Here is a 15149-nt window from a genome sequence, read left to right on the forward strand (position 1 = left end):
TCCGCACGGATGCGGACGGCTGCGACCGCCATGTCGTGAGGCACTGCATGAATTCAGCGGGGAGATATCCGGACTTTCTCCCCGCCATTTTTTGCGAACGCATTCGGGCGGTCATGTCGGGTTCTGCCGTGCGCTTGCGCATTAGGAGATACCTGAGGAGTTCTTTCGAGGCCGATTGCATGGCCGAAGCCCTCTTGTATGCCCATCCAAGGATGGGTCCGCATGAATTCGCGCCTGTATCGCATCGTCTTCAACCACGCGCTTGCCCTGTGCCAGGTGGTGTCGGGTCGGCGTCGGGGTGCTTCCCGGCGATCGATTGCGGTCGCTCCCCAAACATCGAGGACACGTTTGTCATGTTGGACGTAAGTCACCTCAAGCACTTCAGGCCGCTGATTGTCACGCCGACGCATAGCCACTCGGTATTCGTCAACTATTTTCAAAGCGTTCTGAATCTTATCAACGACGTCCGTCAGTTCGAGATGCCGGTCTGCGTTTATACGCTCGCTGGGGAGAGTCTCATTACGCGTGCGCGGAATCGTTGCGTGGCGACGTTCCTGGATGACCCTGCTTGGACACATCTGGTATGGGTCGACGCCGACATCGGGTTTCGTACGGAGGCCCTTTTGAGGCTCCTCTTATCCGATCGCGACATCGCCGCCGGCATCTATCCACTGAAAGTGGATCAGTGGCCGGCCGAGGGTCTCACGGTGGGCATGAACTATCGTGAGTTCGTCGACCGTTGCGCCCGTTACACCGTGAATACGGGACATTCCGATGACGCTGTAGTCCGCGTGGATGTCGACGAGGACGGGTTCGTCCAGGTGCGAGAAGCGCCGACGGGTTTCATGTGCATCAAGCGGGGCGTCTTCGACAGAATGAAAGTCGCCTACCCCGAGCTGAGCTACGTTCCGGATGGTATCGGGGAGATAGCGAGCCACAACTTCTTCAATTTCTTCGACACCTCAGTCGACCCCACGACGAAGCGCTTCCTTTCCGAGGACTATCATTTCTGCCGCCTGTGGGAGGCGATCGGCGGAACGATCCACGTCGACGCACTGTCCGATCTCACCCATCATGGGTACAAGACGTACACGGGAAACTTCGCCGAGAGTCTGAAGCATTCCGTGGCTCACGCCATCGGTGCGCCGACAGGTTTGCGTTACGAGATGAGTGGTCTTCATCATCTTGAACGCATTCCCGCGTAAGACACCCAAGCAGAACGCACCCCTGACAAAGCCGCGCAGTGCGCCCAGCGGAAGTCGTGACGATGACCGAGTCGCGGTGAGGTATCGCTGCTCGATGCGGCGGTCCATTTATCTGGATCTTCCGATTGATTCACCTTTGTCGTGTTGGCTGCGCCATCGATTCGGCTTCGACAAACTATCACTGCGTGTCGGGTTCTTGTATCCCAATCCGCATTCCTGATTGCTACAGCGTTGGCGGCGATCTGCCGTCGACGCGGGTGTGGCCTTTCCCTGGTTCCCCCCTTTGGGCCACGCCATCCTGCTAAGGATGTGCAGGACGTAACAGCACTGTCGTGAGACAACGCAAGCCGGCGGGGAGGAGTTTTTTTATCACTCCCCGCCACCCTTTTATACCCGCCTCAAACTGACCACTTGTGGGTGCTGAGTGTACGGCTCGCCGCAAGCCGGTTCGTCGTGTCCAGCCATGAGCTAAGCAGATCCAGGCAGATGGGAGGCGTTATGAAGGCGCCCTGGACGATGTCTGCTTGTGCTTGAGCGACGAACGCAGGTCGTCTCGGTCGTTGACACCGTCGACGGTCACTTTGATGTTCATCTGGCGGAGCATATCGATGAGTGATCGCACTATGACGGCATCGCGCAACGATCCATGCCTTGCCTCCACGAGGGAGGCGTCCAGCCGGATGCTTGCGACAGGAAGAGAACGAAGGTGATGGTGTGTATGGCGGGCCGAACCGAAGTTCGACAGACACACTTCGACCCCGTGCCAACTCAGCTCGGCGACGCCACCGATTGCCGATGGCATGTGCACAAGCGGTGTCTCGTCTGATATCTGCACAACCAGGTTGTACGGCACCACGTTGGCGTCGCACACGACCTGCAGCGCCAAACTGACTGCTCGGGCATCCTCGATCCAAGTCCAGGGCACCGTCACGCACACGCTAAGGTGGCGATGACCGTTGTCCGCCAGCGTCTTCAACACACGCGAAGCAGCCACGATGCCGTGATCCAGATGCTGGCGCCTCTCGTGAGCATGTATCTCTGGCATCCTCGGCATCCTCGGCATCCTCGGCATCCTCGGCATCCTCGGCATCCTCGGCAGCTTCGGCAGCTTCGGCAGCTTCGAAGCTGCGATCGGCAAACGCGAGAGGATTTCGATCGCAACGATTCGGCCCGTCGACACGCTTAGCTGCGGTTGGAAGCTGTCGAATGAGGAGATTCTTGATGTCCGGCTCTGGCGTTCGTCAGACCCGATTGGGAGAAGCCCTGGAGCTGGTATCGCCTTCCTATCCAGGATAAACCGGGTAAAGCGTGGATCGGACATCGCTGCTGTCGGCCATGGTCATGCTCGTAACGAAATCGGGAGCTCTCATAGTTGAGATGCGTGGAATGCGGCGGCAACCCGACAGGTTGTTCGGCCGACGGTAGTGCGTGCGGAAAACCTGTCGCCTTTCGCGGTCAGAGTTCGCATTACATGGATGAGACCTCCCGTCATTCGATTCGCTTTCATGAGGACGCGATCGAGTCGGGTTTGCTAGAGATTCTGCGCATTAGATTGAAATGGGATAAGCAATGGAGTCGAAGACATGAAAGCTGATCACATCGAATACCGCATCAGTGGCAGTCTTCAGAACACCTGGCAGATCTTCAGGCAGGACATGCAGATAGGCATCCGTCGCTCCATTTTAGATGCTGTAGGTTTTGCGACTCACCTCGCCGAGCGCGAGGCTACGTTGAGCTTCGCTTCGACGAAGGTCACCATCGATACGTCGCTTCGGGAACTCCGGGCTTTGCATTTCGCCTGAGTTAGCTTGGAATTCATTCATCGCTGCGCGGAGGTATTTGTCATGCCCAAAGGCATCACGCAAGAGCAGGTCATTGCCGCGGCTGACGCGTTAGTCGCCGCTGGCGAGCAAACGACGTTCAAGAAAATTCGTGCGCAGCTCGGCGCAGGCTCTCCCAACTATGGTTAGCCGCATGTTGGAAACATGGCGTGTTGCGCTCGCTAGGCGGCTGGGCCAGATGCTCTTATTGCCCGATGTGCCGGTGGAAGTAGGGCAGGCGTTTGCCGAGGCATGGCACCTCGCCATGGCCCATGCGGAGTCTGTTGCCCAAGCCTCATTCGATCAAGAGCGGAATGTCCTCTTTAACGCGATGGCCGATGCACGAATGCTGGCGCGGAGTGCGGATCAAGCCCGTGAGGTCGCCAATACGCGACTGGCGGAAGTCCAACGTCTCGTGGAGCAACAGGCCGGTCAACTCGCGGAGCTCTTGCAGCAACGCAATGAGCTGCAGCAACGTGCGGATCAGCTTGCCGAGGCCTTCGATGCATATAGAAGGCAGCATGACGACCGAACGCGAAGCCAAACCGGCGCATGTTCGGGTTGCGGAGAATCGAGCGCACACTGAAATCGATAGCCCGTTGGAGCGGTTGAGAACGGCGTTGCAGAAACAGGGCAGACATGCACGACGCAGACATGCACTACTTTGATTCCAGATATTGGCCAGGGGAGCAACCGATCATTTTCCGGAAGTCGTTATACAAATGCGCCTGATCGAAGTAGCCCATGTTCTGTGCGAGTGTCGCGCCCGCTACAGGCTCGCCTGCGGTGAGCTGAGTGAGTACGTCATACACGCGATAGCGCTTGATGACCCAGCGTGGGCTCGCGCCTATATATCGATGGAATAGTCGCTGGAGTTTGCGTTCTGGCAGGCCAAAACGGGTGGTGAGATGCTCCACGCGTGTCACTGCACAGTCGTTCGCTATGGCCTCAACGATGCGACACGCGATTCCCACGTTAGGGTCGCGCGCAGGCAAGTGGGTGATCAAGAATTTTGCAGCAGCCTCCACCATGGCGTGATCATCGCCGCACATCAGTACACGCTGCTCAGCGGATACAGCATCGGGGAAAACGTGTTCTGCGGTCACAGACGAATTGGCGATCGTGCTGATGGGTTTTCCGAAGAATGGATAGAACGCGCCCGGGCGAAATTTGATGCCAAGAATGCTGTCCTTATCTTTCAATTCACGGGTAAAGCGACGCAACTGCACACCGTAAATCTTCGAGCGACCCGGTGCGAATACGAGATGTACGCTCGGATGCGGAAGCACGATCCGCGTCTGTGGCGAGCACCCCCGAAGATCCCAGGTTTCCAACCAGAAATGCTCGACCCACTCGGTCAGTTCACTCGGTGGCGCATGGCGCCTGTGCTGATAAGTCCCTGGCGAAGGCGAATGGTGCAATACACCACAGCCCTGTCCAAATGCACTCCGATCAAGCGGGCTGTCTGGGGCGACCTGCTGCGTATTCGGATGTCGGCTTTTTCCAATCATCTTCGCGTGACTCGCGATGCAATAAGAGGGCAGATTTCCGGGGAGGGGGCGCAAGGATGAGGTTGTTCAGCGATGTGCAACCTCCCTGGCGCTCATCCTACTACCACACGAACCGAGAGCTCATGCTTATGAAAATAGCCACGATGATTCTTCTCTCTTGCTTTGCTTGCTTTGTATGTAACGTAACGAGGCCGGCGTCACTGGCCGTCGCAAGTCCGGTTACGTCAGGCTCCGGCACATCAGAGCTTGAGCCGATAAGGACGGTTGAGTTGAAATTTTCGGCATTCAATCGACACGATGCTGCCGCTATCGAAAACCTCTACGCCAGCGATGCAATCCTGCGTAGCCCAGACTATCCTGAGCTCCTTGGCAACTCGAAGATCGCCGATACATACCGTTGGATTTTCGACGCCATACCCGACGCGAAAGACAGCATCGTCACCATCGAAAGTGCGGCGAACCATGTCTACGTTCAGTTTGTCCTGTCCGGTCATCTGAAAGATGCAGGAAACAAACCCATCAGCGTTCGAATCATGTCGGTTTACACGATCAAGGATCACCTAGTTGTGAGCGACTCAACCTACTACGATCGAAAAGCGCCGTAGCTATGGCCGCTTGCTCTACTAGCCATGCCGGGTGCCTTTTTACTACCTTCCGGCGCATCTCTGAGCGCTCTATTTGGCCTTCCAGGCGGTGGCACTAATGAGAAGGCCGTTCACTGCAGTACAAAAAAGATGAGGTGACATGCGCTTCTATTGATTGCGTATCGACAACTCACGCAAGGACCGAGTTGTGCAGGCGCTGCAGGATCAGTTCGGCCAGGCGAGTCACGGCTGGTGACGGTTCCGCTTCGCTGCGATACAGCGCAAGGCCAAGGGTTGGCAATGAGGGAAGATGTGCGTTATGCGCATCTAGCGCACGCAGCTCCGACGGCAAACCTAGTGGTGTGCGCACGCTGATGCCCAGGCCAGCTTTCACCGCAGCCCAGGTTCCCGCCAGGCTCGCGCTGGTGAAAGCGATACGCCAGGAAATACCCGCGCGATCCAGCGCATCAATCGCCGCCGTTCGCATCAGACAAGGTGCATCGAGCACCACCAGCGGCAGCGGCTCGTCACTTTCGCGCAGCGTGGCAATTTGTTCGCTATCACCGATGATCCATCGCATCGGCAACGTGCATATGTGCTCGGCATGCGCCGTGCCAGGCTCGGTTTCCCAAGCCAAAGCCAAGTCGAGCTGGTCCGCGCCCAGCGACTGCAGCAATACCGCATTGCGCGCTATGTGCACTTCCACCCGCAATTTCGGATGCGCGCGCCTGAAGTGACCCAATATTTCCGGCAGCACGTTCTCGCCGAAATCCTCCTGCATGCCGAGGCGCACGGCACCATCGAGTTGAGTACCACGCATAGCGCTGACCGCTTCATCGTTGAGCTCTAGCAGACGTCGTGCATAAGCCAGCATGGTTTCGCCTGCTTCGGTCAGCGCCATACCACGACCTGCTTTGCGTAACAGCGGCGTACCGGCCTGATCTTCCAGCTTTTTCAGTTGCGCACTCACGGCAGAGGTCGATCGGGCGAGCCGCTCCGCAGCCTTGGCAAAGCTGCCCAGTTCGATGCCGGCAACGAAGCTGCGCATGACGTCCAGATCAAAGGTGATGCGTTGCATATAACCATCCTGCTTTACGGGATTATGAATTCATTAATTCCCGATTTTCAGCATCATGTTGGATCGCTAAGGTAGGTTCCGTCAAACCACTCAGAGCCACCCATGTCCCTCGATCCTCACTATGGCCAACAATCCCTGGGCGACCTGGCTCCCAAGCTGGCCGAACTCACCGACCAGACGCTGTTCGGCGACATCTGGCTGCGCCCCGGCTTGACGCCACGTGAGCGCAGCCTCGCCACGGTGTCGGCGCTGATCGCCCTCAACCGGGTCGAACAACTCCCGTTTCATTTGCGGCGTGCGCAGGACAACGGCATCGGTCGCGACACGCTGGCCGAGTTGATCACCCATCTTGCCTTCTATGCGGGATGGCCAAATGCGGCATCGGCAGTATCGGCACTGCGCACCGTGATGAATGAAGCGAAGACGCCATGATCACGATGCAGTACCGCATAGTTCTGCCTGCCGACTACGACATGGAGATCATTCGGCGGCGCATTGCGGAGCGGGGGCATCTCACGGACGATTTTCCGCAGTTGTCGTTCAAGGCTTACCTCTACGCTGATCGCAGCGCGGGCAATCGGGAAAACCTGTATGCACCGTTTTATCTGTGGCACGACACGCAAGGCATGAATACGTTTCTTGGTGGCACGGGGTTCGCCGGTGTCGTCGAATCGTTTGGTCGTCCCATCGTGCATACCTGGTCGGTGTGGTGTGCGGAAACGGCTCCCGATCTGTCCATCGCAACCCATGCGACGCGTGAAATACTGCCCATCGCCGCGCATGCCTCGCTGGGCGAGCTGCGCAATTCGGAAAGCATCGGTGCGCAGATGGATCTTGAGCGTGGTGCCATCGCAACGATTCGTGCCTATGACCCCACTACCTGGACGTTGCTGCGCTTTCGACTGTGGCAAAGCAACATCCATCCATCGGTGGAAGATGGTGTTGATGTTTACATGGTCGGTCATCTTTCCCAGCCTTCAGCAAAGCACTAACCATCAGGAGATTGCTCATGCCCCTCGTTCGCATCGCCATGCGCCGCGGCAAACCCTCGGCCTACATTGCTGCTGTACGTGACAGCATCTACACCGCCATGCGTGAAAGTTTCGATGTGCCAGAAAACGATCGTTTCATCTTGGTTAGCCAGCATGATGCCGATGAATTCGACTGCGATCCTCGTTATATGGATATCGTACGAAGCGATGATCTGGTCGTCATTCAGATTGCTTGCCGCGACTCTCGCTCGGTAACGCAGAAACAAGCATTCTTTCGATGCGTAGCAGAGAAACTCGCCATCGCTCCGGGACTTCGCCCCGAGGACGTGTTTATCAATCTGCTAGAGACGGCCAAGGAAAACTGGTCGTTTGGCAACGGCATCGCACAATACGCATGATCCGCTTGGACGAGTAGTTAGACGCCACTACTCGCTGCCTGAGGAGGCAATTGAAAAACCTATGGCTCGTGATGCAAAAGTAATAATCACCAGCACGAGTAGCGTCGAGAACGGATCCCAAAGACCCTTCAACATTGTTGCTAGTAGTGCCATTGGGATGACACCGCCGCCAAAAAATAGGAGGCCGATGATGACTGCGCCTAAGCCCCAGAGAGAATAGGTCAGGACGAACCCTAGCAACCACGTGACCAAGCCAAACACGTAGGAAGATATGAAAATTACAGAGCCCGTGAAGCCGCGAAGCCGTTTGAAAATGGAAAGCGGCATAAGTATCAAGATATCCAGCGCCACGGCCAGCCAACCAATAGCGATGAGAGGAGAGAGGAGATGATCTGAGGCCCATGTACTGCCAAGAATGAAAACAACTGGCAGGGCGAGGATACCGACGAACACTACGATGCCGAACAGGGCACCGTCTGTCTGCTTTAGTGTGTCAACCATTTCGTCTGTCCCTGTGCTGACGTGTAACTGCGCTATACATCCTTGATGCGCTTGGATGCCCCACTCAATGCGCTGATTCCATCGCAGCTTATCTCTGTCCAGTCCGGCTAACAACCGGATGGGTACTGACGGCGGGTCTCGATGTGGTAATTTCACTGCCGGTGTCGGCGCAAATCTGTTTCACACAGCCTGGACCCACAGCGAACATTAGCAATCCCGCGACGCAATGCTGAGAAAATTGCTGGCGCTAACCGACCGACAACAACGCTGTTGTCAAAGAAATTCCGATTGAAAACACGCCGCATGTTCAATCTGCTCGTTACCGATTCACATCGGAGCGACAGCCAACTTGCCCGCTTCGGTTAACTCGCCACAACGAAAAACGCTGTCCGCCGCAACGGATTTGGACCACGGGTCGGAATCCCAGGAAAAGTAGGTGAATCCAGCCAAACGCTTTTGTGCGACGACCGTTGTAAAGTTTGCGCGCATTTCCTTGACGAGCAGGGTGCGACTTTCATCATGGATCGGGCACGTTGCACTTGAATTGGGAAATCCCCATTCCGTGATCCAGCATGGCTTGCCGCCACCGGCGCCTCGCGGACGACATTCGGCCATTGCTACATTCATGAAATGAGCGGTGCGCTGCGCCGCCGCTGACGGATTTCCAGGTTGGCCAGGCGAAGGATACGTATGCACGCCATACGCATCGACAAGCGAATCGAGGCCGTGCTGTCGAAGAAAGGTGAGGGTGGCCGATAGACCCACCATGTCTTCCTTTTTGTTGTTGTAAAGCTTGGCGCCATCCACGGCGTCAACCATGCCCGCGGAAATGATCGGTGTATGTCGATTCAACTTTGAATGATCGCGAACATCTTTCAGTACGGTTACTACTTTCAGGTACTGCACAAACCCTTTGGCGATTTGCTTGCCTTCCGGATCATTCGAAAGATCGGAAAGCGTAAACGTTTTTCCTTCGCCAGGTAGCGGAAATTCCGGATTAAAAGCGGCCCAATTTATCTCATTGCCCAACTCCACGCCGGCCAACCCAATGCCGTTGGCATCCAGACTGTTGAACAAGGTCTGGAAAGCGGCCTTTGAAAGCGTCGGATCGGCAGAAGACAGCGGGTGGCCGCCCCACATCTGCGGGAATTCGTCGGGTTTGTAGGGCCGCACCGGCGCATTCGGTGAATATTCGGGGCTAACGATCAGCTGGATCTTGATCCCCTGCGCATACAGACGCTTTGCGAAATCGATACCTTTCGCATCGCTACTGATGCCACAGCGAATAATCCGCACGTGGGCAGTCTTAAGTTGCGCAATAAGTGCATTCTGATCGGCAACACTCGCGCGCAGAGGATTGACTGCATTCACGCCAATGACAACGGTTTGCGCGTGGGCTATGTCAAAAAGCGATAGAAGTGCCAGAGAAGCCGCGAGTAGGGTGACGGCGCGAACAATCCTTATTCCGCACATAGACGTTTTCCGATAGAAGATAGATGTCTAAATAAGAAGCATCCAGCGCGGACCACTACATCGGGCTCAATGCCAGCGTTCCTGTGCATCTGTAAGTGCGCCGCATCGGAAGATAGCAGAATGGATCGGGGACATTTGAAAGTGAAACTCAGGCTACCCTCCATTCGCCGGGCCAAGTGTTTGGCTTAGCTCACGATCCGTCTCAAATGGGTTGTAACGAAGCGGCGGCTTACTCAATGTTTAGGGCTTTTAAATGGATTTGAAAAGTCCTTTGAGTTCGGAAACAGATACAGTTCATCTGCGGCATAGTTGGTCATTAGATGAAAGCGGCTGAAAATCGGTATACCCAAATTGCCTTTAACCCGAAGCGAATTCTCTGTAGTTGCGGCTTCCGCGGTAAAGTTCGTGGGTACGTCATGGAAAGTGAAATTCGCGAGGGATACCGTCCGTAGCGTAGCGACAACGACTGGTTTCTTGCCTCCAGCTCCGCCGGTTTCCGAATCTGTATGAGGCCGGTTGCTCAGAAGATGTTGTGGCTTCCAATACGAAGGGAAGAGATCAAGCGGAGATCCGTTCCCGAGATCAAAGAAAACAGGAATCGGTGATTTTCCTTCCACAGAAATGTCGAGTACGCGATTGCCCGCGATCGGTTTCAGAACCACGCGTTGAGCGCCTATCGGCACTTTGAACGAGTCTGGGGCGAGAAAGGCAATTCTTCGCTTCTCAAAGTCAATGTCTACAACGAAGGCGTTGAAGGCTTCTTGTCCAAGAATCGCTGCGATCGGAACGCCTACGGTCCGACCGATGGCATCGAGGTCTAACTTTGTCGCTACAATCCCGTTTATCCTTGCATTGCCGAGTTGGATTGAGATACCTTTGCAAAGAGCGGCATTGTCCGATCCGCCAGCGCCCTCCATTCCAATCTCGCCAGAGCAACGGATGCCAGCGGCATCTGCAACCTCATGCCCAACAACTGTCGTTTCTGCTCCGCTATCCAGCAGAAGCATCGCCTCTCGTCCATTAACCCGTGCGGGTATGAAGATGCGTTTGGAATCGACGAATTTGAAGTCGATCCATCCACTCGAATTGGACGGAGATGAAAATGTCTTTGTGACGAGGTCCTTGGGCCGATTCAGAAGTTCGATTGGAAATGCGGCATTCAGAACGACATGGCTGGCATGCAAATCCGTCTGACTGGCCTCGTTTCCCGATTTGACTTTCTGCGCAAATGGCTGCTGCACGCCCTGGATCATCTTCCAATCGGAATAGACAACAATACGGGAACGTCCATCCTCGGTCATGCGGATCGCACCGAGTTGACCCGAGGACGGCTGAATGAAGAAGTCAAACGTATCTTCGTCACCAAACGAAACTCGAAAGATATGCCATAGCGTCTTGTCGTAAAACTCGTCGGGCCTTGCGCTGACGCCCGCGTGCATTTCGCCAACGAAAATTCCAGCAAACAGCAGCGCCGATTCACGCCGCATCGTGGTCAATTCACTGTTCGACAGCGTGATCGCCTGACCGCTCAGGTTCGTCTTCCACCCGCCACTTTCAGCGACAGCAACAGCGGTCTGAATTGAGTCGAGGTCCTCGCGCTCCCAGTACAAACCTCGACGAGTCGTCCAGACTTCCTTCGTTCCAGGAAGGCCTCCATCAACGATGCTGCCGGATATATGCGCAGAACTCATTTTCTTAAATGCAACGCCGCCCCGCCAAGTCAAGTACTGATCGACGGCTTCAATCTTCACCGGCCGAGCAACCGTCGTCGGTCCGGCTGTCACAACCAGTGCGATCGCGGGTGAAAAGGCCAGCCATCCTATAAGAATCAATAGGGCCGCCGATCTTGCAGATACGAGAGCTGCACGAACAGAGAACATGGCCATAGAAAATCTCACTTCGGGGATGCTCGAAGAGGATTTAAAGTTATCCCTTTGAGGATAACAAGCTAGACAAAGGGGGCTAGACAAAGGGCTCAGAGTCTGAAGCATCCTCACAATTCCCGGCGCCAGCCATCCACTCGTTGAGCTGCTGGAAGCGTGTCCGCAGCGGTTGCAGCTTGTTGACCGCGAATACTTGAGCGACCGGAATCACTGAGCCGAAACCGGTCGTACCCGTTGACGCCAGGCCGAGCAGCTGCGGCGGCACGCGATGCGCGGCCTCAACTTTTCCTCGAGGATGGTGAGGGCGTGGATGGATGGTCGCCACGCCAACTGTGCGAACGGTTACTACGCGTACCCAATGCCTCATGGCATGTTCTGGGATGCGTCCGACGTCCACGCCGGATCGATCCACCAAGTGCGATCAGGAACTGCTGATGATCCCGATCGTTGGGATAGCCATCGCATGCCAGGGCGGGCGAATGACATTCGATTCGTTGAGGAACTTGTTGCTGAAGAATCATCTCTGCGGCACGGTCCATCCAGCACGATGCCGCTGATATCGCGGGCGGGAATAAGACTTCGGACTTTTTGGAATCGACGAGTATGTCGTTAGCGCGCAGCGGTTGACACGGTGGAGCGGCGATAGCAGACTCAATGTCAAGGAGCGTAGAAACTCCTCTAACAGCGGTACCCACCTCCGACAAATCGGTGGGTTTTTTGTGCCTATGTGTCTTATGGGTACAACCGACGCGATGCCTGCGTCGGGAGGGCGGCTAATACAACACCCGCAAGGGGAATACGCCCGCCGTCTGTTAGCGGTTTCTAACCTCCCGACTTCCCGTCCGGCGTAACGCTGTGGATGGGCACTTCTACGGAATGAGGAGGCGGCCATGTCAACGTTCGATTCGGATGATCGGGAAACGGTGGGCTATTTTCTGCCGGAGGACAGCCAGCTCCGGCTGCAGAAGCTGCGCGAGTACGCCGAGTTCCTCTCGCATATCGCGCAACCGCGCACGCCGGACGTGCAGCAGGAATGGATCCCCGCGATCCATGTGGGGCAGGTGGCGATCTGCCTCGAATTGCTGGCGGAGCAGGTGGGTCTCGTGCTGGACGACCTTTCGTTTCCGGCCTACCGATCCGAAAGCGACGCGGCGGCGATGCCCGACGACGCACATGGACGCTACCTCTTCGGCATGACCCTGGAGCAGGTCGATACGCTCAACCAGCTGATCGACATGATTGTGGCCCATGGCGACGTGGTAACCGCCAGCCATGACGCCGAGCTGGCCGACCACACACTGTCGCTGCTGGGGCATGCCATCTTCAGTGACGCACGCGCCGTGCGCGAAATCATCCGCCAGCTGGAATCGCAGCGGCTCAACCCGCGCAATTCGCAACCCGGCGTAAGCGAAGAGCAGGGCGTCTACCACATCGCGCGAAAACGCTCTCGGGTTCACTGGCTGAAGAACGCAAGCACGGGTCAGATTCAGATGTTGCCAAGGAGAGCGACAGTGCATGTGTAATGTCAGGGAGAGCCTTGCAAATATTGGCGTCTGTCATTGCGCAGCTCGGCATGAAAACAGTCGAGCGAACATAACTATCTCTCACGTCCTGTTGACTGATCGAAGACTGATCGAAGCCCGAAAGATCAGGTCGAGGAAATAGCGAAGTCTCAGACTCGCGAAAGTTCGTCGCGTCAAACAGAAATCGCCGAGGGTATGCCGCCTGTCGATGATCAAAGACCACGCACATCTGCTGCTCAGCGTGGTCTGCATGTGAGCTACGTGGCCCATGTCGTGGGCAGCACCTTCCGTGGAAGATGACGGGCTCATCGCTGCTCTCAACAGCGCCGGTCATGCTCTTTTTGTTTCCGCCCTTACCGGCAGGCCCGCATCGCGCTATGGTCTGAGAGTGTGAGCCGTAATGCGGATTCCGATCGGTCTGAACACTGATTCCGGTGAAGGCTGAACACGCCGCAAGCACGAAGACGCTGGCCGTCATGACCGGAGCTTCGCCGCCTTTGAGGGTCACATTTTGAAGGTAAGTATCCCCCGGCAAAGCCGCGGGATACTTCTAGGACGGTGACCATTTGAAGGTGACAGCCGCGCCGGCAGGAAGCGTGTAGTCGAAGGTTTGGCTATTCCAGGCTACGGTGAAGATCGTCGACGAACTGCCGCCGTTGAATGCGACGAGTACCAATGTTCCGTCGGGATTGACGAAACCAACGTCCTGAATGCCAGTCGAATCTTGCGTTGTGGTGGAAATGACGTGGGCTCCAGGCGTAACAAATTTGCCGATGTGTCCCAACGCGTAATAAGTGGTGTTGTAGTAGATGGAAGCAGGGCTGGTGCTGGAATCCACAGTAACGATACCCACACAGTTGTAGCATCCACCATTGGTCGGCCCTTCGTTCTGGTTCAAAGCCAGGTTCCATCCCAGGATGCTTCTCCCGCTGTTCTGAGGAACGCCGATGGTGAGTTCTTGCATCTGGGTCTTGAACCCCGATGCAGAGAAGGTCGATCCGGTGAGCGTTGGGCAAGTCCCAGCTCCGCCGGGACAGCTTACGGTGCCACTTGCTTCAGTAAACCAAACCCCCTTGGTCGTATCCATGGCCTGCACAGTCTGCATCGACGAGACGCTTCCGTTGTACCAATGGAACGAGGTGCCGACGAGATAGCTGGAGGCACTGGAACCGAGCAATGTCTGCGCATAACTTGAATCGGCGAAGTTGTCTTCAAGGCCAAATATCTTTACGGAGCTGAGACTCGCATCTGCCAACGCGGGAGCAAGATTGTTGACGATGAAGCTGGCTTCGTCGTTTGCCGTAAGTATCGCGGAGGGATATCCGCCTTGCGTATTGAGCGGTTCATTCTGCGGTGACACCGCGGAGATCTGCAGCCCCTGGTTTGCATAGGCCTGGATGAATTTGACAAAGTAATTGGCGAGGTATGGAAAGTCCGCGGCGATGATCTGCGATGTGCTATTCGAGGCGCCGCTGACTCCATCCATGGAACTGTTCGTCTTCATCCACGCCGGAGGACTCCAGGGCTCCGCCAACAGTTTCATATTGGAGTTCAATGAGGAAATGTCCTGCAGGATAGGAACAATCGCATTGAGGTCATGTGCGATGGAGAAATTCGCAAGCTCCGGGTCTGTCGCCCCTGCGGGCATGTCGTCATAGCTGTAGCTGCCCGACGCGCTCATGTCGCTCGCTCCCATCGGTACGCGAACCATATTGAAGCCCACACCACTCTGCGTGTAGAGCTGTTGGAGCAGAGGACTTAGCTGTGAGGAAGGCAGCGCATCGAGAACTGTGGCGGCTGAGTCGGTAAGCGCCGCCCCTACGCCATCCCATGGCTGTAGCACGGAAGATGGCGTGACCTGAATCGTGTACGTGCCGCTGCCGCTGCCGCTACCAAAATAGACGAGCGGTTGAGAGGCCAGAAGGTTGGATTTATCGCCAGTCGTCATGGTGACGGAAACTGCAACTTGCGCAGAAGTGACGGAGGGCACGCATGCTCCGAAAATGAGAATCACAGCCATTGCGTGGGCGATTCGTTGAAATGTCATCGTTCTTTTTTTCCTTATACCCGTTTACATGGATGCCTTGCAGTGAACGATAGCGGTGCTGTTGATTGAGTACCTCTCGACGCTCCTCAAGATTGTGTGGCACGACGCTTAAGAGTCCAGCATTACTGTGACCT

General features: G+C 56.0%; 16 protein-coding genes. 8 read left to right on the plus strand and 8 right to left on the minus strand.

Annotated elements, in window-relative coordinates:
* The first annotated feature begins 179 nt into the window (after positions 1-179).
* Entirely contained in the window at positions 180-1205 is a 1026-nt protein-coding gene (locus tag HDE80_RS22250; RefSeq protein WP_255483875.1) for a hypothetical protein, read from the plus strand.
* 496 nt (positions 1206-1701) lie between these two features.
* Here HDE80_RS22250 and HDE80_RS16880 read toward each other — a convergent pair whose 3' ends face one another.
* Positions 1702-2526, minus strand: a complete 825-nt coding sequence (locus HDE80_RS16880; protein ID WP_184672842.1) for an EAL domain-containing protein — start codon at positions 2524-2526, stop codon at positions 1702-1704.
* 262 nt (positions 2527-2788) lie between these two features.
* Here HDE80_RS16880 and HDE80_RS16885 point away from each other — a divergent pair, with 262 nt between their 5' ends.
* Both HDE80_RS16885 and HDE80_RS16890 read left to right on the plus strand, forming a co-directional pair.
* On the plus strand, positions 2789-3007 hold the full coding sequence (locus HDE80_RS16885; RefSeq protein ID WP_184672844.1) for a hypothetical protein: 219 nt from the start codon (positions 2789-2791) through the stop codon (positions 3005-3007).
* Positions 3008-3049: 42 nt separating this feature from the next.
* Positions 3050-3175, plus strand: coding sequence for a DNA-binding protein (locus HDE80_RS16890; protein WP_184672846.1), 126 nt, complete (start codon positions 3050-3052; stop codon positions 3173-3175).
* Positions 3176-3320: 145 nt separating this feature from the next.
* Here the strand turns inward: HDE80_RS16890 and HDE80_RS16895 are convergent, their stop codons facing one another.
* Together HDE80_RS16895 and HDE80_RS16900 are read right to left on the minus strand one after the other, a co-directional pair.
* The gene (locus tag HDE80_RS16895; protein WP_184672848.1) at positions 3321-3548 is read right to left on the minus strand and encodes a hypothetical protein; all 228 of its coding nucleotides are present in this window, start codon (positions 3546-3548) and stop codon (positions 3321-3323) included.
* 136 nt (positions 3549-3684) lie between these two features.
* Positions 3685-4536 carry a helix-turn-helix domain-containing protein gene (locus HDE80_RS16900; protein ID WP_184672850.1) on the minus strand — a complete coding sequence of 284 codons (852 nt, stop codon included), beginning with the start codon at positions 4534-4536 and terminating at the stop codon, positions 3685-3687.
* Positions 4537-4805: 269 nt separating this feature from the next.
* Between HDE80_RS16900 and HDE80_RS16905 the strand changes: the two genes are divergently transcribed.
* Complete coding sequence (locus tag HDE80_RS16905; protein WP_184604355.1) at positions 4806-5141, plus strand: nuclear transport factor 2 family protein; 336 nt, start codon at positions 4806-4808, stop codon at positions 5139-5141.
* A gap of 169 nt (positions 5142-5310) precedes the next feature.
* Here the strand turns inward: HDE80_RS16905 and HDE80_RS16910 are convergent, their stop codons facing one another.
* Positions 5311-6198, minus strand: a complete 888-nt coding sequence (locus HDE80_RS16910; RefSeq protein WP_184604356.1) for a LysR substrate-binding domain-containing protein — start codon at positions 6196-6198, stop codon at positions 5311-5313.
* Positions 6199-6300: 102 nt separating this feature from the next.
* Between HDE80_RS16910 and HDE80_RS16915 the strand changes: the two genes are divergently transcribed.
* Genes HDE80_RS16915 through HDE80_RS16925 form a run of 3 tightly spaced genes read left to right on the plus strand, consistent with a single transcriptional unit; the run spans position 6301 to position 7588 of the window.
* The gene (locus HDE80_RS16915; RefSeq protein ID WP_184672852.1) at positions 6301-6630 is read left to right on the plus strand and encodes a carboxymuconolactone decarboxylase family protein; all 330 of its coding nucleotides are present in this window, start codon (positions 6301-6303) and stop codon (positions 6628-6630) included.
* Positions 6627-7190: a DUF4865 family protein gene (locus HDE80_RS16920; RefSeq protein WP_184672854.1), complete on the plus strand. Its 564-nt coding sequence runs from the start codon at positions 6627-6629 to the stop codon at positions 7188-7190. The genes HDE80_RS16915 and HDE80_RS16920 overlap by 4 nt, the downstream gene beginning before the upstream one ends.
* A 17-nt stretch (positions 7191-7207) precedes the next feature.
* Positions 7208-7588: a tautomerase family protein gene (locus HDE80_RS16925; protein ID WP_184604359.1), complete on the plus strand. Its 381-nt coding sequence runs from the start codon at positions 7208-7210 to the stop codon at positions 7586-7588.
* A gap of 27 nt (positions 7589-7615) precedes the next feature.
* On the opposite strand, the gene HDE80_RS16930 is transcribed toward HDE80_RS16925, so the two are convergent.
* The 3 genes from HDE80_RS16930 to HDE80_RS16940 all read right to left on the minus strand — a co-directional run bounded on the left by HDE80_RS16930 (position 7616) and on the right by HDE80_RS16940 (position 11448).
* Positions 7616-8089, minus strand: a complete 474-nt coding sequence (locus tag HDE80_RS16930; RefSeq protein WP_184672856.1) for a hypothetical protein — start codon at positions 8087-8089, stop codon at positions 7616-7618.
* 327 nt (positions 8090-8416) lie between these two features.
* Positions 8417-9460 carry a hypothetical protein gene (locus HDE80_RS16935; protein ID WP_221437672.1) on the minus strand — a complete coding sequence of 348 codons (1044 nt, stop codon included), beginning with the start codon at positions 9458-9460 and terminating at the stop codon, positions 8417-8419.
* A 335-nt stretch (positions 9461-9795) separates the two neighbouring features.
* Positions 9796-11448 (minus strand): retropepsin-like aspartic protease, encoded by a 1653-nt coding sequence (locus HDE80_RS16940; protein WP_184672862.1) that lies wholly within the window; start codon positions 11446-11448, stop codon positions 9796-9798.
* A gap of 887 nt (positions 11449-12335) precedes the next feature.
* On the opposite strand from HDE80_RS16940, the gene HDE80_RS16945 reads away from it, so the two are divergent.
* Positions 12336-12968: a hypothetical protein gene (locus HDE80_RS16945; protein ID WP_184672865.1), complete on the plus strand. Its 633-nt coding sequence runs from the start codon at positions 12336-12338 to the stop codon at positions 12966-12968.
* A 550-nt stretch (positions 12969-13518) separates the two neighbouring features.
* On the opposite strand, the gene HDE80_RS16950 is transcribed toward HDE80_RS16945, so the two are convergent.
* Positions 13519-15015 carry a glycoside hydrolase family 30 beta sandwich domain-containing protein gene (locus HDE80_RS16950; protein WP_184672869.1) on the minus strand — a complete coding sequence of 499 codons (1497 nt, stop codon included), beginning with the start codon at positions 15013-15015 and terminating at the stop codon, positions 13519-13521.
* Positions 15016-15149 lie beyond the last annotated feature (134 nt).

Origin of the sequence: Rhodanobacter sp. A1T4 (assembly GCF_014207185.1) — a bacterium.
Taxonomy (GTDB): domain Bacteria; phylum Pseudomonadota; class Gammaproteobacteria; order Xanthomonadales; family Rhodanobacteraceae; genus Rhodanobacter.